The 23,275-nt window shown below is 72.3% G+C and carries 16 protein-coding genes and 2 pseudogenes; 13 read left to right on the top strand and 5 right to left on the bottom strand.

Annotated features, from left to right (window positions below; genetic code table 11):
• Positions 1 to 113: 113 nt before the first annotated feature.
• Both acs and AB0G63_RS06920 read right to left on the bottom strand, forming a co-directional pair.
• Positions 114 to 2,069, bottom strand: a complete 1,956-nt coding sequence (gene acs, locus AB0G63_RS06925) for an acetate--CoA ligase (RefSeq protein WP_360745429.1) — start codon at positions 2,067 to 2,069, stop codon at positions 114 to 116.
• 404 nt (positions 2,070 to 2,473) lie between these two features.
• Positions 2,474 to 5,206, bottom strand: coding sequence for a SulP family inorganic anion transporter (locus AB0G63_RS06920; protein WP_360745426.1), 2,733 nt, complete (start codon positions 5,204 to 5,206; stop codon positions 2,474 to 2,476).
• Positions 5,207 to 5,541: 335 nt separating this feature from the next.
• Between AB0G63_RS06920 and AB0G63_RS06915 the strand changes: the two genes are divergently transcribed.
• Positions 5,542 to 6,924, top strand: a complete 1,383-nt coding sequence (locus AB0G63_RS06915) for a hypothetical protein (protein WP_360745423.1) — start codon at positions 5,542 to 5,544, stop codon at positions 6,922 to 6,924.
• A gap of 12 nt (positions 6,925 to 6,936) precedes the next feature.
• Here the strand turns inward: AB0G63_RS06915 and AB0G63_RS06910 are convergent, their stop codons facing one another.
• Positions 6,937 to 7,917 (bottom strand): ATP-binding protein, encoded by a 981-nt coding sequence (locus AB0G63_RS06910; RefSeq protein ID WP_360745420.1) that lies wholly within the window; start codon positions 7,915 to 7,917, stop codon positions 6,937 to 6,939.
• A gap of 101 nt (positions 7,918 to 8,018) precedes the next feature.
• Between AB0G63_RS06910 and AB0G63_RS06905 the strand changes: the two genes are divergently transcribed.
• Positions 8,019 to 8,843 (top strand): oxidoreductase, encoded by an 825-nt coding sequence (locus AB0G63_RS06905; protein ID WP_360745417.1) that lies wholly within the window; start codon positions 8,019 to 8,021, stop codon positions 8,841 to 8,843.
• Between the two features lie 468 nt (positions 8,844 to 9,311).
• Here the strand turns inward: AB0G63_RS06905 and AB0G63_RS06900 are convergent, their stop codons facing one another.
• Positions 9,312 to 10,145 (bottom strand): HAD-IB family hydrolase, encoded by an 834-nt coding sequence (locus tag AB0G63_RS06900; protein WP_360745414.1) that lies wholly within the window; start codon positions 10,143 to 10,145, stop codon positions 9,312 to 9,314.
• Positions 10,146 to 10,735: 590 nt separating this feature from the next.
• Here AB0G63_RS06900 and ssd point away from each other — a divergent pair.
• From ssd to AB0G63_RS06865, 7 genes and pseudogenes are all read left to right on the top strand, one after another.
• Positions 10,736 to 11,839: a septum site-determining protein Ssd gene (gene ssd / locus AB0G63_RS06895; protein WP_360745411.1), complete on the top strand. Its 1,104-nt coding sequence runs from the start codon at positions 10,736 to 10,738 to the stop codon at positions 11,837 to 11,839.
• On the top strand, positions 11,836 to 13,155 hold the full coding sequence (locus AB0G63_RS06890; RefSeq protein WP_360745408.1) for a TadA family conjugal transfer-associated ATPase: 1,320 nt from the start codon (positions 11,836 to 11,838) through the stop codon (positions 13,153 to 13,155). Before ssd ends, AB0G63_RS06890 begins: the two co-directional genes overlap by 4 nt.
• Positions 13,131 to 14,015 (top strand): type II secretion system F family protein, encoded by an 885-nt coding sequence (locus AB0G63_RS06885; RefSeq protein WP_360745405.1) that lies wholly within the window; start codon positions 13,131 to 13,133, stop codon positions 14,013 to 14,015. Before AB0G63_RS06890 ends, AB0G63_RS06885 begins: the two co-directional genes overlap by 25 nt.
• Positions 14,016 to 14,101: 86 nt before the next feature.
• Positions 14,102 to 14,893 carry a type II secretion system F family protein gene (locus tag AB0G63_RS06880; protein ID WP_360745402.1) on the top strand — a complete coding sequence of 264 codons (792 nt, stop codon included), beginning with the start codon at positions 14,102 to 14,104 and terminating at the stop codon, positions 14,891 to 14,893.
• Positions 14,894 to 14,966: 73 nt separating this feature from the next.
• Positions 14,967 to 15,203 carry a DUF4244 domain-containing protein gene (locus AB0G63_RS06875; protein ID WP_360745400.1) on the top strand — a complete coding sequence of 79 codons (237 nt, stop codon included), beginning with the start codon at positions 14,967 to 14,969 and terminating at the stop codon, positions 15,201 to 15,203.
• Positions 15,190 to 15,537, top strand: a pseudogene (locus AB0G63_RS06870) (TadE family type IV pilus minor pilin); the annotation flags it as partial. The gene AB0G63_RS06875 and the pseudogene AB0G63_RS06870, both read left to right, overlap by 14 nt.
• A gap of 245 nt (positions 15,538 to 15,782) precedes the next feature.
• A pseudogene (locus tag AB0G63_RS06865) lies at positions 15,783 to 16,124 on the top strand (Rv3654c family TadE-like protein); the annotation flags it as partial.
• On the opposite strand, the gene AB0G63_RS06860 reads toward AB0G63_RS06865, so the two are convergent.
• Positions 16,090 to 18,705: a DEAD/DEAH box helicase gene (locus AB0G63_RS06860; RefSeq protein WP_360745397.1), complete on the bottom strand. Its 2,616-nt coding sequence runs from the start codon at positions 18,703 to 18,705 to the stop codon at positions 16,090 to 16,092. The pseudogene AB0G63_RS06865 and the gene AB0G63_RS06860 sit on opposite strands and share 35 nt — an antisense overlap.
• A gap of 80 nt (positions 18,706 to 18,785) precedes the next feature.
• On the opposite strand from AB0G63_RS06860, the gene bldG reads away from it, so the two are divergent.
• From bldG to AB0G63_RS06840, 4 genes are all read left to right on the top strand, one after another.
• Positions 18,786 to 19,127 carry an anti-sigma factor antagonist BldG gene (bldG, locus tag AB0G63_RS06855; RefSeq protein ID WP_003975386.1) on the top strand — a complete coding sequence of 114 codons (342 nt, stop codon included), beginning with the start codon at positions 18,786 to 18,788 and terminating at the stop codon, positions 19,125 to 19,127.
• 108 nt (positions 19,128 to 19,235) lie between these two features.
• Entirely contained in the window at positions 19,236 to 19,667 is a 432-nt protein-coding gene (locus AB0G63_RS06850) for an ATP-binding protein (RefSeq protein WP_360745392.1), read from the top strand.
• A gap of 323 nt (positions 19,668 to 19,990) precedes the next feature.
• Positions 19,991 to 22,396: a sodium-translocating pyrophosphatase gene (locus AB0G63_RS06845; RefSeq protein ID WP_360745389.1), complete on the top strand. Its 2,406-nt coding sequence runs from the start codon at positions 19,991 to 19,993 to the stop codon at positions 22,394 to 22,396.
• Between the two features lie 195 nt (positions 22,397 to 22,591).
• Positions 22,592 to 23,182, top strand: coding sequence for a small secreted protein (locus tag AB0G63_RS06840; RefSeq protein ID WP_360745386.1), 591 nt, complete (start codon positions 22,592 to 22,594; stop codon positions 23,180 to 23,182).
• The last annotated feature ends 93 nt before the right edge of the window (positions 23,183 to 23,275 follow it).

Here is a 23,275-nt window from a genome sequence, read left to right as displayed (position 1 = left end):
AAAAGGCATCCGGCACGCCGGTGCCGGATGCCCTTCCTTCGCGGACGATGCCCTACGCCCGCTGTCGATTCTCCTGTCTGCGGACGACCGCTCGGTCCTCGCTCAGTCCTCGCTCAGTCCTCGCTGGAGGACGTCGGCAGCTTGGCCTGGATCAGGTCCATCACCGTCGAGTCGGTGAGCGTGGTGACGTCTCCGAGCTGGCGGTTCTCGGCGACGTCACGCAGCAGGCGGCGCATGATCTTGCCGGAGCGGGTCTTGGGCAGCTCCGCCACGGGCAGGATGCGCTTCGGCTTGGCGATCGGGCCGAGCGTGGCGCCGACGTGGTTGCGCAGTTCGGCGACCAGGTCCTCCGTCTCCGCCGCCGTGCCGCGCAGGATCACGAAGGCCACGATCGCCTGCCCGGTCGTCTCGTCGGTCGCGCCGACGACGGCCGCCTCGGCGACGGACGGGTGGGACACCAGCGCCGACTCGACCTCGGTGGTGGAGATGTTGTGCCCGGACACGAGCATCACGTCGTCCACGCGCCCGAGGAGCCAGATGTCCCCGTCGTCGTCCTTCTTCGCTCCGTCGCCGGCGAAGTACTTGCCCTGGAAACGCGACCAGTACGTGTCGATGAACCGCTGGTCGTCGCCCCAGATGGTGCGCAGCATCGACGGCCACGGCTCGGTCAGGACCAGGTAGCCGCCACCGCCGTTCGGCACCTCGTTCGCCTCGTCGTCCACGACGGTGGCGGAGATGCCCGGCAGCGGGGTCTGCGCGGAGCCCGGCTTGGCCGGGGTCACACCCGGCAGCGGCGAGATCATCATCGCGCCGGTCTCGGTCTGCCACCAGGTGTCCACGACCGGGGTGCGGTCGGCGCCGACGTTCTTGCGGTACCAGATCCACGCCTCGGGGTTGATCGGCTCGCCCACGGAGCCGAGCACACGCAGCGACGACAGGTCGAACTTCGCGGGGATGTCGTCGCCCCACTTCATGAACGTGCGGATCGCCGTCGGCGCGGTGTACAGGATCGTCACCCCGTACTTCTGCACGATCTCCCAGAAGCGGCCCTGGTGTGGGGTGTCCGGCGTGCCCTCGTACATGACCTGCGTCGCGCCGTTGGCCAGCGGCCCGTAGACGATGTAGGAGTGCCCGGTGACCCAGCCGACGTCGGCGGTGCACCAGTACACGTCCGTCTCCGGCTTCAGGTCGAAGACGGCCCAGTGGGTGTAGGCGGTCTGCGTGAGGTAGCCGCCGGAGGTGTGCAGGATGCCCTTCGGCTTCCCCGTCGTACCGGACGTGTACAGGATGAACAGCGGGTGCTCCGCCTCGAACGCCTCCGGCGTGTGCTCGGCCGACTGGCGGTCGACCACCTCGTGCCACCACACGTCCCGGCCCTCGGTCCAGGCGACCTCCTGGCCGGTGCGGCGGACGACCAGCACGTGCTCGACGTTGTCCACGCGCGAGACCGCCTCGTCGACGGCCGGCTTGAGCGCGGACGGCTTGCCCCGGCGCCAGCCGCCGTCGGCGGTGATGACCACGCGCGCGTCGGCGTCCTGGATGCGGGTGGCGAGCGCGTCCGCCGAGAAGCCGCCGAAGACGACCGAGTGCGCGGCGCCGATGCGGGCGCAGGCCAGCATCGCGATCGCGGTCTCCGGGATCATCGGCATGTAGACGGCGACCCGGTCGCCCTTGCGAACGCCCAGCTCCAGCAGGGCGTTCGCGGCCCGGGAGACCTCGTCCTTCAGCTCGGCGTAGGTGATCGCGCGGCTGTCGCCGGGCTCGCCCTCGAAGTGGATGGCGACCCGGTCGCCGTGCCCGGCCTCCACATGGCGGTCGACGCAGTTGTACGCGACGTTCAGCTCGCCGTCCTTGAACCACTTGGCGAACGGCGGGTTCGACCAGTCCAGTGTCTCGGTCGGCTCCTTGGCCCAGCTCAGCCGGCGGGCCTGCGCGGCCCAGAAGCCGAGCCTGTCAGCCTTGGCCTGTTCGTACGCCTCTGCCGTGACGTTGGCGTTCGCGGCCAGGTCAGCGGGCGGCGCGAAGCGTCGCTCCTCCTTCAAGAGGTTGGCCAGGCTTTCGTTGCTCACGACATCTCCCTTTCCCAGGGTGTCCGTTGTGTCCCAGGCCACAGCTCATCAGAGCCGGGGGCCGATGACAAGGGCCGACCGGAAATTGGTGTAGACCTTTGCTGGGCATTTCCGGCCGTCGAGTCATCCGTACCCACGGACGCCGACCGGGGCGAGTTCAGCCGTGTGCGCGGCTCTCACATCGTGGTCCACCGCTCGTGGTCCACCGCTCGTGGTCCACCGTCGGCGCGCGGGCGCCGACGGCGGCCTTCGCGTCGTGCCGCGTCGCGTCGTGCCGTGCCGCGTCGTGGCGTGGTGTGCCTGCCGTGGCGAGCGGGCGCGGCATGCGCCGCGGGTGTGCAGCCTGCCGCGGGTGTGCGGCGCGGGTCGCCCGGACCGCACACCCGCAGGGACTCGGCGTCGGCTCAGACGGACACCTCCGCCGTCCCCACGCGGCCGAACACCGCGTCGCCCTCGTCCGCCGCCGCGAGCAGGTACGCCTGCGCCTCGCCGACGTGGAAGTACATGCCGTGCAGCTCCAGCGCACCTGCCCGCAGGGCACGGGCCACTGACTCGTGGGCCCGCAGGTGTTGCAGTTGCTGGACGACGTTGGTCAGGCAGAGCTGCTCGACCGCGTCGGCCGGCGCCCGGTCGGCGAGCCGGGGCCAGACCCGGCTGTCCTCGGACATGCGCTCCAGGCTCGGCAGCCCGTGCCGCAGCCATCGCTTGAGCGGTGTCGGCGCGCCCCCGGGCTCGGAGCCGAGCAGGGCCTGCATGGCCCCGCACCCGGAGTGCCCGCACACCGTGACGGACCGCACCTTCAGCACGTCCACCGCGTACTCGATGGCGGCCGCCACCGAGTCGTCGCCGCTCTCCTCGCCGGGCAGTGGGACGAGGTTGCCCACGTTGCGCACGACGAACAGGTCGCCCGGACCACTGGAGGTGATCATGGACGTGACCAGCCGTGAGTCGGCGCACGTGAGGAAGAGCTGGGACGGCCGCTGCCCTTCCCGGGCCAGCCGGGCCAGCTCGCCTCGGACGAGCGGCGCGGTGTTCGTCTGGAAGGCGCTGATGCCGCGCGCCAACTGGCGTCTGCTGGGGCCGTGGGGGCGACCCCCCGACCCGGCGAGATCCTCGGGGTCGCCGGATCCGCCGGATCCGCCGGATGTGCCTGATTTACCGGGGGCGGCGCGGTCGCCGGATCCGCGGAGGTCGTCGGAGCTGCCGGGCTCGCCGGAGGCCCCGTGCCCGCTGGTCTCCCCGGGGCCGCCGGGTTCCCGGGGAGCGGCGGGTTCTCCGGAGGTGGCGGGGTGCCCGGAAGGCGTCCCGGTGTCTCCGGCGGGCGCCCCTGCGGCCTCGCCGGGCGTCCCCGGTTCCCCGGTGGGTGGTGGGGCCGAAGGGCGGTGGCACTGGTGGTTGCGCCAGGGCGTCCAAGGACGGCAGCGGCAGTCGGGGGAGTCGGGCAAGCCGGGCGGGCCGGGGGCGTCGTGAGAGCCGGCGCGCTCGATGGGGCCGTCGGGGCGGTCGGGGCGGTCGGGGCCGTCGACGGGCCCGGTGACCTCCGTGGTGCGCGTGTCGCCGGACAACCGGGCGAGATTCCCCGGCTCGGCGATCGTGACCCCGGCCCGGCGGCCGGTCAGCTCGACGGTGCCGCCCTGCGCGGTGTGCGTGTTCCGCCAGTCCTGCAGCGACTCGTACGCCGCGTGGTCCATGAACGAACCGTCCAGTTCCACGACGGCGCGGGCGCCCGCGGGCACGAGGTGCAGCGCCCGGCTGAGCCGTGGCACGGCGAGGAACGTCAGCGCTCCCCGGACGTGTACATGGTGGGCTCCCTCCTTCTCCTCGTGCGTGATGCGGGTGCGAGCGAGACGGTGCAGGGCGACGGCGACGGCCACGGCGATCCCCAACGCCACGCCCTGCAGGACGTTGAGGAAGACCACGCCGAGTGTGGTGACGACGTACACCAGCACCTCGCGGTGGCGGGTCACCGCGCGGATGTGGTGCAGGGACACCATCTGGATGCCGACGGCCATCACCAGGGCGGCGAGCGCGGCGAGCGGGATGAACTCGAGGACCGGGACCATCAGCAGCGTGGCGGCCACTACGAGAACGCCGTGCAGCGTCGTGGAGTTCCGGCTGACGGCGCCCGCGTTCACGTTCGCCGTGCTGCGCACCGCCACGCCCGCGACCGGCAGTCCGCCGAGCGCGCCGGAGACCATGTTGGCGGCGCCCTGGCCGAGCAGTTCGCGGTCCAGGTCGGAGCGGCCGACGCGGCCGGCCAGGCCGGGGCGGGAGGCGACGAGTTTGTCGACGGCGACCGCGCCGAGCAGCGACTGCACGCTGCACACCAGCGTGATCGTCAGGACTGCGGCGACCAGGCCGAGCACCGGACCCTCGGGCATCCCGGCGAGGGCGTGGCTGCCCCAGGACGGCAGGTCGACTCTGGGCAGAGCGAGCCCGCTGAACGAGGCGGTCGCGGTGGCGCAGGCGACGGCGACGAGTGCGGCCGGGACCATGCGCAGCAGGCGTCCCGCCCGGCCGGGGACGCGTGGCCAGAGCAGCAGCAGGGTCAGGGTCAGCGCGCTCACCGACAAGGCCGCGGGATCCAGCCGGGCCAGCTGGGCGGGCAGGGCGGCGAGGTTGTCGGGGACGGAACTCTGCGGGGTGCCGCCGAGGACGATGTGCAACTGGGCGACGGCGATGGTGACGCCGATGCCGGCCAGCATGCCGTGCACGATGGCGGGGCTGACGGCGAGGGCGGTGCGCGCCACGCGCAGGCAGCCCAGGCCGAGCTGGGCGAGCCCGGCCAGGACCGTGACGGCGCAGGTAGTCCGCCAGCCGTAGCGGTGGATGAGGTCGGCGGTGACCACGGTGAGTCCGGCGGCGGGGCCGCTGACCTGGAGCGGGGAGCCGCCGAGCCGTCCGACGACGATGCCGCCGACCGCGGCGGCGACGAGGCCGGCCTGGAGCGGGGCCCCGGTGGCCAGGGCGATGCCCAGGGACAGGGGGAGGGCGATCAGGAAGACCGCGATCGAGGCGGACACATCGGCGCCCGCGACGCGGAAGCGGCGGTGCGGGCCCGACGGCGGGCTGTGGGGCTGGTGGTGGCGCTCGGACCGAGTCGAGTCGGTGGCGCGGGCGGGGGCGCAGGCTGACATGTTCCCGTCTCCTCCGGGGCAGCGCGGTCGCGGATGGGGTGGGCCCCCGTCCATGGCGGGGGTCGGGGGCGCGGCCGTGGGTCACGACGTGCAGTGGCGGGATGATTCAACGTTCGGTAAACGAATCGTAATTCAGAGTAAAGGACGAGAGGGGACATTTCTCGCAAATGGGCTAGGTGGCCACTCGAATGAGTGAAGCGGTGATTCGATCGGCTTGTCGTACAAACTCCTTCTCGGCCTCGTGCGACCTTGGCGGCGCTGTCGGTATTTCGGCATATAGCCAGAAATAGCCCCCATCGGCGTTGGCCTGAGAGAAGGAAGAAGGTGGGCGGAACATGGCCGCCACCCAGAGGATCGCCGCAGGCGCCGTGATCGCCGCGGCCTGTGCCGCATCGCTCGCCGGTTGCGCGACCGGCTCCCACGTCCCCAGGGCGGGCGCCCCCGGCCCGCAGAACGCCAAGCCCGCCGCTCAGAACACCGAGCCCGCCGCACAGAACAGCGGACCCGCCGCGCAGAACACCGGACCCGCCGCGCAGAGCGCCAAGCCCGACCCGCGGAACACCGGGCCCGCCCCGGCCCCCGCGCCCAGGAGCGCCGTCCGGCTGATCGGCGACGGCTCCACCGCATACACCGGAGTGCAGCCGCACCTGCCCCGGCCCGAGCGGCTCAAGCCCGGTCAGAAGCCCCCGCAGTTCGTCGTCTTCTCCTGGGACGGGGCGGGCGAGGACAGCCAGAAGCTGTTCTCCCGCTTCCGCGCGGTCGCCAAGGCGAACCACGCGACGATGACGTACTTCCTCAGCGGCGTCTACATGCTGCCCGAGGACAAACGCGACCTGTACCGGCCGCCGCACCACTCACCGGGCCGCTCCGACATCGGCTTCAACGACACCAAGGGCATCGCCGACACCGTCGAGCAGCTGCGCCTGGCATGGCTGGATGGCAACGAGATCGGCACCCACTTCAACGGCCACTTCTGCGGCAAGGGCGGCGGGGTCGGCGAGTGGTCGGTGGAGGACTGGAAGAGCGAGATCGCGCAGGCCAAGCAGTTCGTGAAGTCCTGGAAGACCAACGCCGGCCTGAAGAACGCGGCCCCGCTGCCCTTCGACTACGACAAGGAGCTCGTCGGCGCCCGCACACCCTGCCTCGAAGGTCAGCAGAACTTCAGGAAGGCCGCCCGCGAGCTGGGCTTCCGCTACGACACCAGCGGCGTCAACACCCAGCTCTGGCCGGGGAAGAAGGAAGGCCTGTGGGACCTGTCGATGCAGCTGGTGCCCGTCCCCGGACACTCCTACGAGCAGCTCACCATGGACTACAACTTCATGGTCAACCAGTCCGGCACGCGGACCCAGGGCAACCCCGCCAAGTACCGCTTCTGGGGCGACCAGATGCGTGACGGCCTGCTCAAGGGCTTCTACCGGGCCTACCGCGGCAACCGCGCGCCCTTGATCCTCGGCAACCACTTCGAGTCCTGGAACGGCGGCACCTACATGCGCGCCGTCGAGCAGGTCATCGAGACCGTCTGCAACAAGCCCGACGTGCGCTGCGTGTCCTTCCGGCAGCTGGCCGACTGGCTGGACGCCCAGGACCCGCGGACCCTGGAGGCGCTGCGCTCCCTGCAAGTGGGCGAGGCCCCGGCGCAGGGCTGGGCATCCTTCCCGGCGGGCCGCCGCGCGCCGGCGCCGAAGGGCGTGCCCGGCGCGCCGACGGCCGGACGGTAGCCGGCGCCGACCTCACACGGAGGCGGCGACCCCCTCGCCCAGCACGAACCCGGGGTCGACCTGCGCCGCCAGGTCGGCCCCGGTGCGCGCGTTGCCCCACGAGGACGCGTTCTTCAGGTGGAAGTGCACCATCTGGCGCGTGTAGCGCTCCCAGTCGCGCAGCTCGTACGTCGCGTCGGCGGCGGCCTGAAGGGTGCGCAGGGCCTGCCGGTCGGCGTCCGCCAGGAATTCGAACCGGGGCGGGCGGCCCTTCTCCATGGCGCGCACCCAGTCCGAGTGCCCGACGGTCACCAGCAGGTCGTCCCCGGCCTCGGCGCGCAGGAAGTCGAGGTCGTCCGGGCCCTGCACCTTGTTGCCGACGACCTTCAGCGCGACGCCGAAGTCGCGGGCGTACTCCTTGTACTGGCGGTAGACGGAGACCCCCTTCCGGGTCGGCTCGGCCACGAGGAACGTGATGTCGAAGCGGGTGAACATGCCGGAGGCGAAGGAGTCCGAGCCCGCCGTCATGTCCACCACGACGTACTCGCCCTGCCCGTCCACCAGGTGGTTCAGGCACAGCTCCACCGCCCCCGTCTTGGAGTGGTAGCAGGCGACTCCGAGGTCGGCGTCCGTGAAGGGGCCCGTGACCATCAGGCGGACGGCACCGTCGTCCAGCTCCAGCGGCCGCGCGCAGGCGTCGTACACCGGGTTGTCCTCGCACACCCGCAGCAGCCGGGAGCCTTCGCCGGGCGGAGTCGTCTTGATCATCGTCTCGGTGGAGGTGATGCGCGGGTTGGAGCCGCGCAGGTAGTCCTTGATCAGCGGCAGCCGGTCGCCCATCGCGGGCAGCGCCGCGGCATCCGCCTCGTCCAGGCCGAGCGCGGCGCCCAGGTGCTGGTTGATGTCGGCGTCGACGGCGAGGACCGGCGCACCGGTCGTCGCGAGATGGCGGATGAAGAGGGAGGACAGGGTCGTCTTGCCGCTGCCGCCCTTTCCGACGAAAGCAATTTTCATGTTCACGAAGCGTAGTGAACAAGTCACTCATTGTGCGGGTCGGACGTGAAGAAGACCACTCCATCGTGGGGTCCGCCACCGGGGTGCGTAGGGTCGTACCCATGAGTACGACAGGCGCGACCGCCGATCCGCTCGCATCCCTGGGCTCGCTGCCCGGAGTGGCCGATTCCGTGGAGTCCGTGCGCAAGGCTGTGGACCGGGTCTACGGGCACCGGATCATGCGGCGCCGCAGCAACGAGATCACCTCCGAGGCGGCGCTGCGCGGCGCCCGCGGTTCCGCGGCGCTGTCCGGAGCCGACTGGGCCCTCGAAGAGGTGCGCCGCCGCACCGACTTCAGCACCGACGACGAGGCGCGCGTCATGGGCGCCGCCCTGCGGCTGACCGCGGAGGCCGGCCAACTGCTGTCCATCTGGCGGCAGTCCCCCCTCAGGGTGCTGGCCCGGCTGCACCTGGTGGCCTCCGCGGGCCACGAGGACGAGGTCGGACGGCCGCGGCGGGACGGCGAGCCGGTCCATGAGCCGCTCGTCGAACTGCCGCTGCCGAGCGCCGCCGAGGTGAACGGCCGGCTGGAGGGCCTGTCCGAGCTGATCATCGCCGGGAGTTCCGCCCCGGCCCTGGTGACGGCCGCCGTCGTGCACGGCGAACTCCTCGCGCTGCGCCCCTTCGTCTCCCACAATGGCCTCGTCGCGCGCACGGCCGAGCGCATCGTCCTGGTGGGCAGCGGCCTGGACCCGAAGTCCGTCTGCCCCGCCGAGGTCGGCCACGCCGAACTGGGCGGCGAGGCGTATCTGCGGGCGCTCGAGGGGTACGTCTCCGGCACCCCGGAGGGGGTGGCCGCCTGGATCGCCCACTGCGGCAGGGCGGTGGAACTCGGCGCGCGCGAGTCGACGGCCGTGTGCGAGGCTCTGCAGCGCGGCGCGGCGTAAACGCCGCACGAGAAAGCACCAGAAAGCGCGGGAAGGCGCAAGAAGGCGCAAGAAGGCGCGACAAAGCACGAGCGGTACGAGAAAGAGGGCCCTCCGTGGGGAGGGCCGCTACAGAGGTGCGGCGGTACGAGTTCTCGCACCGCCGCTGGCATGCGCACCGAGTTACCAAGCGTCCTCGATATCTCGCCCATCAGGTCGGGGACTTGGCCCGTCACCTGGTGCGGCTGGCCCGTAATCGACGGGTCGACGTCGCGTGGGTGCTCGGTGAGCATGCTCGGTCCGTAAGGCCGTTTGCGTGAAGACAATCCTTTCGGATGACCTTGGTCTCGCGGGCCGTTAAGTCATTTGTACTCCAGCTCCCCGGTAAGCGGAACCCGCTGTTCGCCGTTCTTTCCGACCGATTCGGTCGGCAGCTCGGATAGACCAGGCAGGTCAGGCAGACCAGGCGGCTCAGGCGGACCAGTTACCTCAGGCCGGTGTCGCCCGGCGCCGGCTCGCGTACCAGACGAGGCCGGCCGTGGCCGCGGCGGCGCCTATGGCCGCCGCCGCGACCAGTGCCGGACGGGGCGGCACGGACAGTCCGGGAAAGCGCTGCTTGAGCCGGACCGGCCGATGGAAGTCGAGAATCGGCCACCCTTGCGCCAGGGCCTCCCGCCGCAGCGCCCGGTCCGGGTTCACGGCGTGCGGGTGGCCGACGGCCCGCAGCATCGGCAGGTCGGTCGCGGAGTCGCTGTAGGCGTAGCAGCGGGCCAGGTCGTACCCCTCGGACTCGGCCAGCTCCTTGATGGCCTCGGCCTTCGTCGGGCCGTACGCGTAGTACTCCACCTCTCCGGTGAAGCAGCCGTCCTCGCCCACGACCATGCGGGTCGCCACCACGCGGTCCGCGCCGAGCAGTTCACCGATCGGCTCCACCACCTCCGCGCCCGAGGTGGACACGATCACGACATCGCGGCCGGCGGTGTGGTGCTCCTCGATGAGGGAGGCGGCCTCGTCGTAGATGATCGGGTCGATCAGGTCGTGCAGGGTTTCGGCGACGATCTCCTTGACCTGCTGGACGTTCCAGCCGCGGCACAGCGCGGACAGGTACTCGCGCATGCGCTCCATCTGGTCGTGATCGGCGCCCCCGGCGAGGAAGACGAACTGGGCGTACGCGGTACGCAAGGCGGCCCTGCGGTTGATCAGCCCGCCTTGATAGAACGACTTGCTGAAGGTGAGCGTGCTCGACTTCGCAATGACCGTCTTGTCCAGGTCAAAGAAGGCCGCTGTGCGGGGCAAGGAGTGGTTTTCCACAACCCTGAGCATAGGCGCAGCCCATTCGGCGTAAGGTGGGGCGCGTGGGTTTGCCTGAGAAGGCTCTCGGGTACACCATGGAAGTCACGGATCGTTCGCGACCGTGCTAACCCGGTCCGACTCCTCCCCCCCCCCGAGTCGGCCGTGGGGACGACCCCCGCTCTCCCCCCCGGCGGGGGTCGTCGCATGTCCGGACGGGTTTTTCCTCTCTCCCCGCGGTCGGGTGACCGCTCCGAGGCGGCTGCGGCCGCCTCGTTCGCATGCCCGTGATCCGTAACTTTGCGTAGCCGTCGGAGTGCTCTGCGGAAGTCACGCAAGGGCCGTCAAGGGCTGGTACGGACCGCGCCGACGGGTGACGGCGATATTCACAACCACCGGGTTGTCCACAGTTTTCGACCAAGATCCGCAAGGTTTTCGGGATCGCTGCACCGTGATTCCCACACGTCCCGATCGCGCCGAGTTCGTGAGCGGATCCGGTTTGTCGGGCGGGTTTGACCGGTCCGCAGGGGCCGTTCACGGCGGAGCCGCCCGACGGTTCTCCGCACGTTCGGGAATCGCGTGGCCGCTGGGGCCGCGCGAGACAAAGCCAAGGGGGACACATCATGGCAGGAGCCGTCACACGACAACCACCGGCCGCCGCCTCGGGGCGGCAGGCCGGACCGCTGATCGTCACGGAGGACGTCGACCTGCTCGACGACCTGCTGCGCCTGTGCGCCGCGGCCGGGGCGACGCCCGAGGTCCACCACTCCGTACCGGAACGCGCGGGCAGCTGGGAGGCCGCTCCCCTCGTCCTGGTCGGCGACGACGCCGCGCGGCGCGTGCGCGGGGCCGTGCGCAGACGCGGAGTGGTGCTGGTCGGCCGGGACCAGGACGATCCCGGGGTCTGGCGCCGGGCCGTCGAGATCGGGGCCGACCACGTCCTGGTGCTGCCCGACGGCGAGCAGTGGCTGGTCGACCGCATCGCCGACGTCGCCGAGGGCGTCGGCAGGCCCGCCCTCACCGTGGGCGTCATCGGCGGCCGCGGCGGGGCCGGTGCCTCCACGCTCGCCTGCGCCCTCGCCGTCACCTCCGCGCGTGAGGGACTGCGCACACTCCTCGTGGACGCCGATCCGCTGGGCGGCGGACTCGACGTACTGCTCGGCGGTGAGAGCGCCGAGGGCCTGCGATGGCCCGCCTTCGCCGCCTCGCGCGGCAGGGTCGGCGGCGGTGCCCTGGAGGAGTCGCTGCCGCGGCTGCACTCGCTGCGGGTGCTCAGCTGGGACCGCGGTGACTGCGTCGCCGTCCCGCCGCAGGCCGTGCGCGCGGTGCTCGCCGCTGCCCGGCGCCGCGGCGGCACGGTCGTCGTCGACCTGCCCCGCCGCGTCGACGACGGGGTCGCCGAGGCGCTCGCCCAGATCGATCTCGGGCTCCTGGTGGTCCCCGGCGAACTGCGCGCCCTCGCCGCGGCCGGACGGGTGGCCTCCGCCGTCGGCATGGTCCTGCGCGACCTGCGTGTCGCGGTCCGCGGGCCGTACGTCCCCGGGATCGACGACCGCGAGGTGGCCCGCCTGCTCGGGCTGCCGCTGGCCGGCGAGGTGCCCGTCGAGCCGGGACTGCTGCGGCCGGGCGAGGGCCAGGCGCCGCCCGCCGCGGGCGGCCGGGGACCGCTGGCACGCTTCTGCAAGGGGTTCTGGGAGCGGGCGCTGCTGGAGGCGGGGCCGGCATGAGCGTCGACCACGGGCTGCAAAGGGGCGCTTCCCCGGCCACCGGCGGGGCCACCACGCCGGGCGCCCGCCGGTACACGCCGACGGACGCTTTCCCGGCCGTCGGCGGGGCCGGGCGGGACGTGCCCGCGGTGCTCCTCGACGGGGTGCGGCAGTGGCTGGCCGAGAGCGGGGCGGAACCCACACCCGCGCGGGTGGCGCAGGCGTTGCGGGAGCAGGGGCGGGTGCTGGGCGATGCCGAAGTCCTCGGCGCCGCGGTGCGGCTGCGGTCCGAGCTGGTGGGCAGCGGGCCGCTGGAACCGCTGCTCGCCGACGGGTCGGTGACCGACGTCCTGGTGTCGGCCCCGGACCGGGTGTGGGTCGACCGCGGTGGCGGACTGGAACTGACCGGGGTCTCCTTCCCGGACGCGGCCGCCGTACGGCGCCTCGCGCAGCGGCTGGCCGCGGTGGCCGGACGCCGGCTCGACGACGCACGGCCGTGGGCCGACGCCCGGCTGCCCGACGGGACCCGGCTCCACGCGGTGCTGCCCCCGGTGGCGGTGGGCTGCACGTGTCTGTCGCTGCGGGTGGTACGACCGCGCGCGTTCACGCTCGACGAACTCGTCGCGGCGGGCACCGTGCCACCGGGCGGGGACCGCGTGCTGCGGGCCCTGATGGCGGCCCGGTTGTCCTTCCTCGTCAGCGGCGGCACGGGCAGCGGCAAGACCACGCTGCTCAGTGCGCTGCTGGGGCTGGTCGGAGCCGGCGAGCGGATCGTACTGGCCGAGGACTCGGCGGAGCTGAGGCCGGATCACCCGCACGTCGTCCGGCTGGAGACCAGACCCGCCAACCAGGAGGGCGCGGGTCTCGTCACCCTCGAGGACTTGGTGCGGCAGGCCTTGCGGATGCGGCCGGACCGGCTGGTCGTGGGCGAGGTGCGCGGACCCGAGGTGGTGCATCTGCTGGCCGCGCTGAACACCGGCCACGAAGGCGGGTGCGGGACGGTGCACGCCAACGCGGCCGCCGACGTGCCCGCCCGGCTGGAGGCGCTGGGTACGGCGGCCGGGCTCGACCGGGCCGCGCTGCACAGCCAGTTGGCGGCCGCGCTGTCGGTCGTCCTGCACCTGGTGCGCGACCGGACCGGACGGCGGCGGATCGCCGAGGTGCACGTGCTGGAACGGGATCCGTCCGGGCTGGTGCGCACGGTGCCGGCGCTGCGGTGGGGCGCGGAGGCGTTCGCGTACGAGCCGGGGTGGGCGCGGCTGCGGGGGCTGCTCGGCGGGGAGTTGTCGGAGGTTGTCGGAGGAGGGATGTCATGCGGTTCTTCACGGGGGACGTGACGGGTCAGGTGGCGGTGGGAGCCGCCGTGGTGTGTGCCGGGGCCGCCGCGCTGCTGCCGGGCGGGTGGCCCGCGGGGGCCCGGCGGGCGCGGGCGCTGCTGGCGGGCGGTGGAGTGGTGGGGGCCGGGCCGCCTGCCTGGCGCCGGGTGGCCGAGGAGTTGCGGCGGGTCCGGGGGCGGCTGGGGGCCGAGTGGTGGGCGCCGGTCGCCGGGCTGGTGCCGGCCGTGCTGGGGGCCTCGGTGCTGCCGGTCGTCGCCGGGGCGGCCGCCGTGCCGGTGCTGCGGCGGCTACGGCTTGCGCGGCAGGCCCGGCGGGTGCGGGAGCGCCGCGGGGAGGCGGTGATCGCGCTGTGCGGGGCGCTGGCCGGTGAGGTGCGGGCGGGACGGCAACCGGGGGAGGCGCTGCTGTACGCGGCGCGCGACTCCGGAGGGCTCGGGGACGGGCAGGCGGCGGTCCTGGCGGCGGCGCGGTTCGGCGGGGACGTGCCGGGTGCGCTCACGGCGGCGGCACGGCAGCCGGGCGCCGAGGGGCTGCTGGGCCTGGCCGCGTGCTGGCGGGTGGCCGTGGACCGGGGTGCGGGCCTCGCCGCCGGACTCGACCGCCTGGAAGGCGCCCTGCGCGCCGAGCGTGACCAACGTGCCGACCTGCGGGCGCAGTTGGCGGGTGCGCGGGCCACGGCGGTGATGCTCGCCGGACTTCCGGTCCTGGGCCTCGCGCTGGGCACCGCCCTCGACGCCGACCCGCTGCACGTGCTGCTGCACACCGGCGCCGGGCTGGGGTGCCTGCTGATCGGCGGGTTGCTGGAGGGGCTGGGGCTGTGGTGGGCGATGCGGATCGTGCGGGGAGCGGAGGCGGGGTGAGCGGGAGCCGGGCGGGCGGGCTGCTGTCGGAGGCCGGGGCGGTGGGTGTGAGAGCGGGTGCGGAGTTGGCCGGGAAAGGGGTCGGCGTGGGTCCGGAAGTTGTCCACAGGCTGGGGGTGACGCTGGGGGCGGTGCTCGCCCTCGGGTGGCTCGTGCGGTGGCTGGAGAGCGTGCGGCGGAAACGGAGGGTGCGGCGGCGGTCGGCCGCGCTCATGGCCGGAACCGGGGTGAGGACGGCCGCGGCGCGGTGGGAGGGCCGGGATCTCGCGCGGCGGTGGCTTCCCGTGGCGGGGGCGGCGTGCGCCGGGTGGGTACTGGTGGGCGGTGTCGCCGGGGTCGTCGTGGGGTCGGCCGCCGGCGGCGGGCTGTGGTGGTGGCGCCGTCGGCAGGCCGCGGCCGCGGACACCGTGGAGGCGGGCGCCCCGGGTGAGGCCGCACGGCAACTCCCGCTGGCCGCCGATCTGCTGGCCGCCTGCAGCGCGGCGGGCGCCGGACCGGTGGCAGCGGCGCAGGCTGTCGGCGAGGCCCTGGGCGGGCCGGTGGGGGAGGCGCTTGCGAGGGGCGCCGCGGAGGCGCGGCTCGGGGGCGAGCCGGCCGAGGCCTGGCGGCGGCTGGGCTCGCTGCCGGACGCCGGGGCTCTGGCCCGGCTGCTGGAGCGGGCCGACGTGTCCGGACTGCCCGCCGCCGGGCCGGTCGCGCGGCTCGCCGAGGAGGCACGCGCCGACTGGACGCGCTCCGCGACGGCGCGGGCCCGGCGGGCGGCCGTCATGGTCACCGCGCCGGTGGGCCTGTGCTTCCTGCCCGCGTTCATCGCGGTCGGCGTGGTGCCCGTGGTGATGGGTCTCGCGGGCGGAGCGCTGGGTGGGGGCGGCCGATGACGGACGACTAACCGGCGACGAATGACGGATGGCCGACAGAACTGATCATTGTCGATCCTTTACGGGAGTCGAGATGTACAAGACATACAAGAAAGACAAGACGTACAAGGTGGTGCGGGTGCGGCTGCGTGCCCTGATGTGCGGGCTGCGCGCGGTGCGCGGGGACGCGGGGATGGTCACCTCGGAGTACGCGATGGGCATCGTCGCGGCGGTGGCGTTCGCGGTGGTCCTCTACAAGGTGGTGACGAGCGGGGCCGTCAGCGCGGAACTGCAGGGCATCGTGAAGCGGGCCCTCGATGCGCGGATGTGAGAAGGAGACCGACCGGGGGTTCGTGACGGCGGAGTCGGCCATGGTGCTGCCCGTGCTGGTGCTGTTCACGATGGCGCTGGTGTGGGGTCTGCTGGTGGTTGCCGCACAGATCCAGTGCGTGGACGCCGCCCGGACGGGCGCCCGCGCGGCGGCCCGCCAGGATCCTCCCGACGCGGTCACCGCCGTCACCCGTGAGGCGGCGCCGCGCGGCGCGAAGATCACTGTCCGCAGGGAGGGCGGCAGGGTCCGCGTGGTCGTCGAGGCGAAGCCACCGGCGTTGCACGGCCTGCCGTTCGAGCTGCGAGAGGAAGCCGTGGCGCTGGCGGAGGACACGACCCCGGGGACGGCGACGGGAACGGCGGCGGAGACGACTGCGGGGTCAGCGACGGGGACGACCGCGGGGACGACTGCGGGGTCAGCGACGGGGACGACCGCGGGGACGGTGACGGGGACGGTCGCCAGGGGGACGGCGGAGACGCCCGTGGATACGGCCAGGGGGACGGCGGAGACGCCCTCGGAGGCGGTCGGGGAGACGGCGGTGGAGCCGTGACCGGTGGGCGTGCAGGGCCGCGGCAGGCCCTGCTCCGGGGCGGTGACCGAGGGTCCGCCAGTGTCTGGAGCGTCGGCGCGATCGGCGTCCTCTGCGTGGTGTTCGGCGTCGTGCTCGCGCTGGGGCAGGCCGTCGTGGTCCGGCACCGCGCGGCCGGCGGCGCCGATCTGTCGGCCCTCGCGGCGGCGGACCACTGGTCCGGCGGTACGGCGGCGGCCTGCGCCCGGGCCTCCCTGGTGGCCCGGGCCCAAGGGACACGGCTCGTGCGGTGCGTGATCGTCGGCGAGACGTCGGACGTGACGGCGGCGGCGGGCCGCGGGCCGTTCGAGGCGGAGGTCAGGGCACGGGCGGGGCCTGCGGGTCCGGTACCGCCCGGGCCGGCGCCGGGGAATCCGGCCGCTGCCGTGCCGTCTCCCCGTCCGCCTCCCCCTCCCCGCGCGTCTCCCCGTCCGTCTCCCCCTCCGCCTTCCCGCGCGTCTCCCCCTCCGTCTCCCCGTCCGTCTCCTGCGGAGCGCCCCGCAGCAGCACCGTGAGCAGCCGCACCGCCCCCCTCTTGTGCAGCGGGTCGTTGCCGTTGCCGCACTTGGGGGACTGGATGCAGGACGGGCAGCCGGCCTCGCACTCGCAGGAGGCGATGGCCTGGCGGGTGGCGGTGAGCCAGGCGCGGGCGGTGTGGAAGGCGCGCTCCGCGAAGCCCGCGCCGCCGGGGTGCCCGTCGTAGACGAAGACCGTGGGCAGGAGCGTGTCGGGATGCAGCGGGATCGACACGCCCCCGATGTCCCAGCGGTCGCAGGTCGCGAAGAGCGGCAGCATGCCGATCGACGCGTGCTCGGCGGCGTGCAGGGCGCCGCCGAGGATCTCCGGGCCGATACGGGCGGCGTCCAGCTGGTCCTCGGTGACCGTCCACCACACCGCGCGGGTGCGCAGCGTACGAGGAGGGAGGTCGAGCTTCGTCTCACCCAGCACTTCACCGGTGATCAGACGTCTGCGCAGGAAGGAGACGACCTGGTTGGTGACCTCGACGGAGCCGTAGCACAGACGCCCGTCGCCCCAGGGGACCTCGATGTCGGTCTCCAGAACGGAGATGGACGTGGTGTCGCGGGCCACCGTCGCGTACGACGGGCTCGCCTGCTCGACCAGGGCGACGGAGTCCTCCAGGTCGAGGGAGCGGACGAGATATGTGCGGCCTTGGTGGAGGTGGACCGCGCCCTCGTGCACCGTGGTGTGCGCGGCGCCGGCGTCGACCGTGCCGAGCAGCCGGCCCGTCCCGGCCTCGACGACCTGGACCGGGCGGCCGCCTCCGCCGCGGATGTCGGTGAGGTCGGCGGCCCGTTCCCGGCGCGTCCAGTGCCAGGCCCTCGTCCGGCGGCGCAGCAGCTTCGCGGCCTCCAGCTGGGGGAGCAGTTCCTCGCACGAGGGGCCGAACAGCTCCAGGTCCTCGTCCGTCAGCGGCACCTCCGCGGCGGCCGCGCACAGGTGCGGGGCGAGCACGTACGGGTTGTCCGGGTCGAGGACCGTGGACTCCACCGGCTGGTCGAACAGTGCCTCGGGGTGGTGGACGAGGAAGGTGTCCAGCGGGTCGTCGCGGGCCACCAGGACGGCCAGCGCTCCCTGCCCGGCCCGCCCCGCCCGGCCCGCCTGCTGCCACAGGGAGGCGCGCGTGCCCGGATACCCGGAGATCAGTACGGCGTCCAGGCCCGAGACGTCGATGCCGAGTTCCAGGGCGGTCGTGGCGGCGAGGCCGAGGAGTTCGCCGGACTGCAGCGCCTGTTCGAGGGCGCGGCGCTCCTCGGGGAGGTATCCGCCGCGGTACGCCGCGACACGCCGGGCGAGTGAGCGGTCGACCTCGGCGAGCCGCTCCTGGGCGATCACCGAGATCAGCTCGGCGCCGCGCCGGGAGCGGACGAAGGCCACCGATCGCACGCCCTGCACGGTGAGGTCGGTGAGCAGGTCCGCGGTCTCGGCGGTGGCGGTGCGGCGGACGGGGGCGCCCTTCTCGCCCCGCAGGTCGGTCAGCGGCGGCTCCCACAGGGCGAACACCAGTTCGCCGCGTGGGGAGGCGTCGTCGGCGACCTCGACCACCGGCAGCCCGGTCAGGCGGCGGGCGGCCACCGAGGGCTCCGCGGCGGTTGCGGAGGCCAGCAGGAACACGGGCGAGGCGCCGTAGCGCGCGCACAGGCGGCGCAGCCGGCGCAGCACCTGGGCGACGTGCGAGCCGAAGACGCCGCGGTAGGTGTGGCACTCGTCGACGACGACGTACTTCAGCGCCTTCAGGAAGGAGGACCAGCGGGCGTGGGAGGGCAGGACGCCCCGGTGCAGCATGTCGGGGTTGGTCAGCACGTAGTTGGCGTACTGGCGGATCCACTCGCGTTCCTCGAACGGCGTGTCGCCGTCGTACACGGCGGGGCGCACCGCACTGCCCAGAGAATGTGAAAGTTTTTTCACGGACCGGCACTGGTCCGCCGCGAGCGCCTTCGTCGGGGCCAGGTAGAGCGCGGTCGCACCGCGGCCGTTCGGCGCCTCGGAGCCGTTCAGCAGGGCCGACAGCACCGGGACCAGGTACGCCAGGGACTTGCCGGACGCCGTGCCGGTGGCGACGACCACCGAGTCCCCGTCCAGGGCGTGTTCGGCGGCCTGTGCCTGGTGGGCCCAGGGGTGCTCGATACCGCAGTCCCGCAGCGCCGCGATGACCTCGGCACGGATCCGGTCGGGCCAGACGGCATGGCGGCCCTCACGCGGGGGCAAGTGCTCCGTATGAGTGATGCGCGAAGCCCGGCTCGGTCCGGACGCGAGCCGGTCCAGGACGGTGCCCGGCGCGAGCCGGGAGGCGGGCGCCGTGCGGATTCGATCGGATCGGTGATTCTCGGCCATCGGCATCGAGTGTGTCACCGGCGTGACGGACAATGGGACCAAGGCGTCGTGCACGCCTGCCGGTAAGTGATTGAATGCCATCGCGGCTGGCGAACCGTCCTGGGGGCTCCGCCGAGGTGTCCCGAGGGGCGACCGCTCGATAGCAAGGTGCTGGAGGATCCGTGGACCTGTCCCTGTCGACCCGTACCGTCGGCGATCGTACGGTCGTCGAGGTCGGTGGCGAAATCGACGTATATACCGCGCCCAAGCTGCGCGAGCAGCTGGTCGAGCTGGTGAACGACGGGAGTTTCCACCTCGTCGTCGACATGGAGGGCGTGGACTTCCTCGACTCCACCGGTCTCGGCGTGCTGGTCGGCGGACTGAAGCGGGTGCGGGCCCATGAGGGCTCGCTGCGCCTGGTCTGCAACCAGGAGCGCATTCTGAAGATCTTCCGCATCACCGGCCTCACCAAGGTGTTCCCCATTCACACCTCGGTCGAGGAAGCGGTGGCGGCGACCGACTGACCACCGCTCCCCGGAGATCGTGGCCGGGGCGGCAGAAGGAAACCAAGGGGGTTCGGGCTTTCGGTGGCCCGGACCCCCGGACGGCACGCCCAGTTCCGAGGGGGATGCATGGCCACCGTTGAACTCCGCTTCAGCGCGTTGCCCGAGCACGTCAGGACCGCCCGACTGGTGGCGGCAGCGGTGGCGCGCAGGGCCGGAGTGGACGAGGCCGTCCTCGACGAGGTCAGGCTCGCCGTCGGCGAGGCGTGCACGCGTGCCGTCGGTCTTCACCGCAACGGCGGCATCGCCGCGCCCGTCACGGTGATGCTGATCGAGGACGAGAAGCAGTTCTCCATCGAGGTCGGCGACGAGGCGCCGCGCTCGCTGCCCGGGGACGCCGGATCCGGTGCCCCCGGCGAGGACGCGGACACCGACGAGGACGAGATGGGACTCGCGGTCATCAGCGGGCTCGTCGACGACGTCGAGGTGAGCGCGGGGGAGCACGGCGGGCTGATCCGCATGACCTGGCCGACCACACCGCCGGCCGTCCTGCTTTCCTGAATCCCACCCCGCGTCTCCGCACCCGAAGGGCCCTACACGTTAGGGCCCTTCGGCATGTCAGGGCGCGCTTTCTGTGCCTACAGTGGTCTTGTGCGACGGATTCGTGAAGCAATTCACGAATCCGTCGCGCGAGAAATCGATCGTGTCCTGTCGGCATCAATGCCTCTGAGGCATTACTCCATTCGAGTCCGGTGATCTGTCGTCGATCATTTGCTGAACAGCATGTGAAGACCGATTCCGTTTACCACGCACTGTTTTGATCAGGTCCGGGTACCTAGAATCCGTCCACATCTTGAGCTCAGCCCAAGCGTCAAGGAGGACGAATGGCGGGGCTTTCTACCCCTCATCAGTTGGACCACTCCACTACCTTCGCAGCCGCGGTGCTGACCGACGACAACCGTGTCATCGTGGCGGTCATCGCGGCCGTCGCGCTGGCCGCCCTCGCGGTCGCGGGCATTCTGGTGCGCCAGGTGCTGGCAGCGGGCGAGGGCACCGACAGCATGAAGAAGATCGCTGCGGCGGTCCAGGAAGGCGCGAACGCCTATCTGGCCCGGCAGTTGCGCACGCTCGGCGTATTCGCCGTCGTCGTGTTCTTCCTGCTCATGCTGCTGCCCGCGGACGACTGGAATCAGCGTGCCGGTCGATCGGTGTTCTTCTTGATCGGCGCGGCGTTCTCGGCCACCACTGGCTATATCGGCATGTGGCTCGCCGTGCGCAGCAATGTGCGCGTCGCCGCGGCGGCACGGGAAGCGACCCCGGCGGAAGGCGAGCCGGAAAAGGATCTCACCACCGTCTCGCACAAAGCCATGAAGATCGCTTTTCGCACGGGCGGCGTCGTCGGCATGTTCACGGTGGGGCTCGGTCTGCTGGGCGCCTCCTGCGTGGTGCTGGTGTACGCGGCCGACGCGCCGAAGGTGCTCGAAGGCTTCGGCCTCGGGGCCGCGCTGATCGCCATGTTCATGCGTGTCGGCGGCGGCATCTTCACCAAGGCCGCCGACGTCGGCGCCGACCTGGTCGGCAAGGTCGAGAAGGGCATTCCGGAGGACGACCCCCGCAATGCCGCGACCATTGCCGACAACGTGGGCGACAACGTCGGCGACTGCGCGGGCATGGCGGCCGACCTCTTCGAGTCGTACGCCGTGACCCTGGTCGCCGCGCTGATCCTCGGCAAGGCGGCCTTCGGCGACTCGGGGCTCGCCTTCCCGCTGATCGTGCCCGCCATCGGCGTGCTCACCGCGATGATCGGCATCTTCGCGGTCGCCCCGCGGCGCGCCGACCGCAGCGGCATGTCCGCGATCAACCGTGGCTTCTTCATCTCCGCGGTGATCTCGCTCGTGCTGGTGGCGGTGGCCGTCTTCATCTACCTCCCGTCCAAGTACTCCGACCTCAACGGCGTCACCGACGCGGCGATCAAGGCCAAGGACGGCGACCCGCGGATCCTCGCGGTCGTCGCGGTGGCGATCGGCATCCTGCTGGCCGCCGTGATCCAGCAACTGACCGGCTACTTCACCGAGACGACCCGTCGTCCGGTGCGGGACATCGGCAAGACCTCACTCACCGGCCCGGCCACCGTCGTGCTCGCAGGTATCTCGGTCGGCCTCGAATCGGCCGTCTACACCGCCCTGCTGATCGGCCTCGGCGTCTACGGGGCCTTCCTGCTCGGCGGCACGTCGATCATGCTGGCGCTGTTCGCGGTGGCGCTGGCCGGCACCGGCCTGCTCACCACGGTCGGCGTGATCGTCGCCATGGACACCTTCGGGCCGGTCTCCGACAACGCGCAGGGCATCGCCGAGATGTCCGGCGACGTCAAGGGCGCGGGCGCGCAGGTGCTCACCAACCTGGACGCCGTCGGCAACACCACCAAGGCCATCACCAAGGGCATCGCCATCGCCACCGCCGTCCTCGCGGCGTCGGCGCTGTTCGGCTCGTACCGCGACGCGATCACCACCGGGGCGCACGACGTCGGCGAGAAGCTCTCCGGATCCGGCGCGCCGCTGAACCTGATGATGGACATCTCGCAGCCCAACAACCTCGTCGGCCTCATCGCGGGCGCGGCGGTCGTCTTCCTCTTCTCGGGGCTGGCGATCAACGCGGTGTCGCGGTCGGCCGGATCGGTGGTGTTCGAGGTGCGACGGCAGTTCCGCGAGCACCCCGGGATCATGGACTACAGCGAGAAACCGGAGTACGGCAAGGTCGTCGACATCTGCACCAGGGACGCGCTCCGCGAGCTTGCCACACCCGGTCTGCTCGCCGTGATGGCGCCGATCTTCGTCGGGTTCACACTCGGCGTCGGCGCGCTCGGCGCGTACCTGGCGGGTGCGATCGGCGCGGGCACGCTGATGGCGGTGTTCCTCGCCAACTCCGGTGGCGCCTGGGACAACGCCAAGAAGCTCGTCGAGGACGGGCACTACGGCGGCAAGGGCAGCGAGGCCCACGCCGCCACCGTGATCGGCGACACGGTCGGCGACCCCTTCAAGGACACCGCGGGTCCCGCGATCAACCCGCTGCTGAAGGTGATGAACCTGGTGTCGCTGCTGATCGCGCCCGCGGTCATCAATTTCAGCTACGGCGCGGACAAGAACATCGGCATGCGGATCCTGATCGCGGTCCTCGCGCTGCTCGTCATCGTCGGAGCGGTGTACGCCTCCAAGCGGCGCGGCATCGCCGTGGGCGACGAGGACGACGCCGAGAAGGTGTCCAAGCCCGCGGATCCCGCGGTGGTTTCGTAGGCGGCCTCCCTGGCGCCTGTTCAAGGGGCGGGCGGACGGCGCGTGTTGACGCGTCGCCCGCCTGCCCCGTTTCGTGCGCGCGGCCCTGCCGTGAGCCTTCTCTCGCCTGGTGCAAATGGCCCTATTGATGGCCATAGCGGATGCCCGTCCTGCGGTTGACGTCCGTCCGGCGTGTATGTTCCGGGGCCGTAAGCCATGGAAGGGACCAATCCGGTGAACAAGAAGCTCGCGGCCGCGCTGTCCGGCGGTGCGGTACTGGTACTGGCGCTGTCGGGATGCAGCAGCGACGACGGCAACGAGAAGCTGGATGCCTGGGCCAAGCAGGTCTGCGACGCCGTACAGCCGCAGGCGAAGAAGATCGAGGCCGCCAACGCCGCGATCCAGAAGGAGACCTCGGACAACAGCACGCCGGCCCAGGTCCAGAAGACCGACGCGCAGGCCTTCCAGGACATGTCCGAGGCCTACAAGGCGATCGGGGACGCCGTCGAGAAGGCCGGGGCGCCGAACGTCGACGACGGTGAGAAGAAGCAGAAGGACGCCGTCAAGGAGCTCGACGGCATCGCCGCGTCGTACGCCTCCCTGAAGGAGCAGGTCGACGGGCTCGACACCAAGGACCAGGCGAAGTTCGCCGACGGTCTCAAGGACATCGCGACCTCGCTGGACAAGCTGAGCAAGTCCGGCAACGACGCGCTGAAGACCCTGGAGGAGGGCGACGTCGGCCAGGCGATGGCCAAGCAGCCCAGCTGCAAGTCGGCCTCCGCGTCGGCCGCGGCGACGGCGGGCTGAACCGGCGGGGCCGGGGGCGATGGGCGGTACGCGTGCGTGTGACGGCACCGGTGCGCGCGTGCCGGAGCCGTCCGCACGCCGGAGCCGTCCGCA

It is taken from the genome of Streptomyces sp. NPDC020996 (genome assembly GCF_040641355.1).
Lineage (GTDB): Bacteria > Actinomycetota > Actinomycetes > Streptomycetales > Streptomycetaceae > Streptomyces.
The sequence above is the reverse complement of the archived record's forward strand: the minus strand, read 5'-3'. Positions and strand labels throughout refer to the sequence as shown.

Excerpts from the sequence above, each read along its gene's own strand:
- AB0G63_RS06885 (WP_360745405.1), top strand. The coding sequence starts at position 13,131 with ATGCGGTTCTTCACGGGGGACGTGACGGGTCAGGTGGCGGTGGGAGCC.
- AB0G63_RS06850 (WP_360745392.1), top strand. The coding sequence starts at position 19,236 with ATGGCCACCGTTGAACTCCGCTTCAGCGCGTTGCCCGAGCACGTCAGG.
- AB0G63_RS06840 (WP_360745386.1), top strand. The coding sequence starts at position 22,592 with ATGGAAGGGACCAATCCGGTGAACAAGAAGCTCGCGGCCGCGCTGTCC.
- ssd (WP_360745411.1), top strand. The coding sequence starts at position 10,736 with ATGGCAGGAGCCGTCACACGACAACCACCGGCCGCCGCCTCGGGGCGG.
- AB0G63_RS06890 (WP_360745408.1), top strand. The coding sequence starts at position 11,836 with ATGAGCGTCGACCACGGGCTGCAAAGGGGCGCTTCCCCGGCCACCGGC.
- AB0G63_RS06905 (WP_360745417.1), top strand. The coding sequence starts at position 8,019 with ATGAGTACGACAGGCGCGACCGCCGATCCGCTCGCATCCCTGGGCTCG.
- AB0G63_RS06910 (WP_360745420.1), bottom strand. The coding sequence starts at position 7,917 with ATGAAAATTGCTTTCGTCGGAAAGGGCGGCAGCGGCAAGACGACCCTG.
- AB0G63_RS06845 (WP_360745389.1), top strand. The coding sequence starts at position 19,991 with ATGGCGGGGCTTTCTACCCCTCATCAGTTGGACCACTCCACTACCTTC.
- AB0G63_RS06900 (WP_360745414.1), bottom strand. The coding sequence starts at position 10,145 with ATGCTCAGGGTTGTGGAAAACCACTCCTTGCCCCGCACAGCGGCCTTC.
- AB0G63_RS06920 (WP_360745426.1), bottom strand. The coding sequence starts at position 5,206 with ATGTCAGCCTGCGCCCCCGCCCGCGCCACCGACTCGACTCGGTCCGAG.
- AB0G63_RS06915 (WP_360745423.1), top strand. The coding sequence starts at position 5,542 with ATGGCCGCCACCCAGAGGATCGCCGCAGGCGCCGTGATCGCCGCGGCC.
- AB0G63_RS06875 (WP_360745400.1), top strand. The coding sequence starts at position 14,967 with ATGTACAAGACATACAAGAAAGACAAGACGTACAAGGTGGTGCGGGTG.
- AB0G63_RS06860 (WP_360745397.1), bottom strand. The coding sequence starts at position 18,705 with ATGGCATTCAATCACTTACCGGCAGGCGTGCACGACGCCTTGGTCCCA.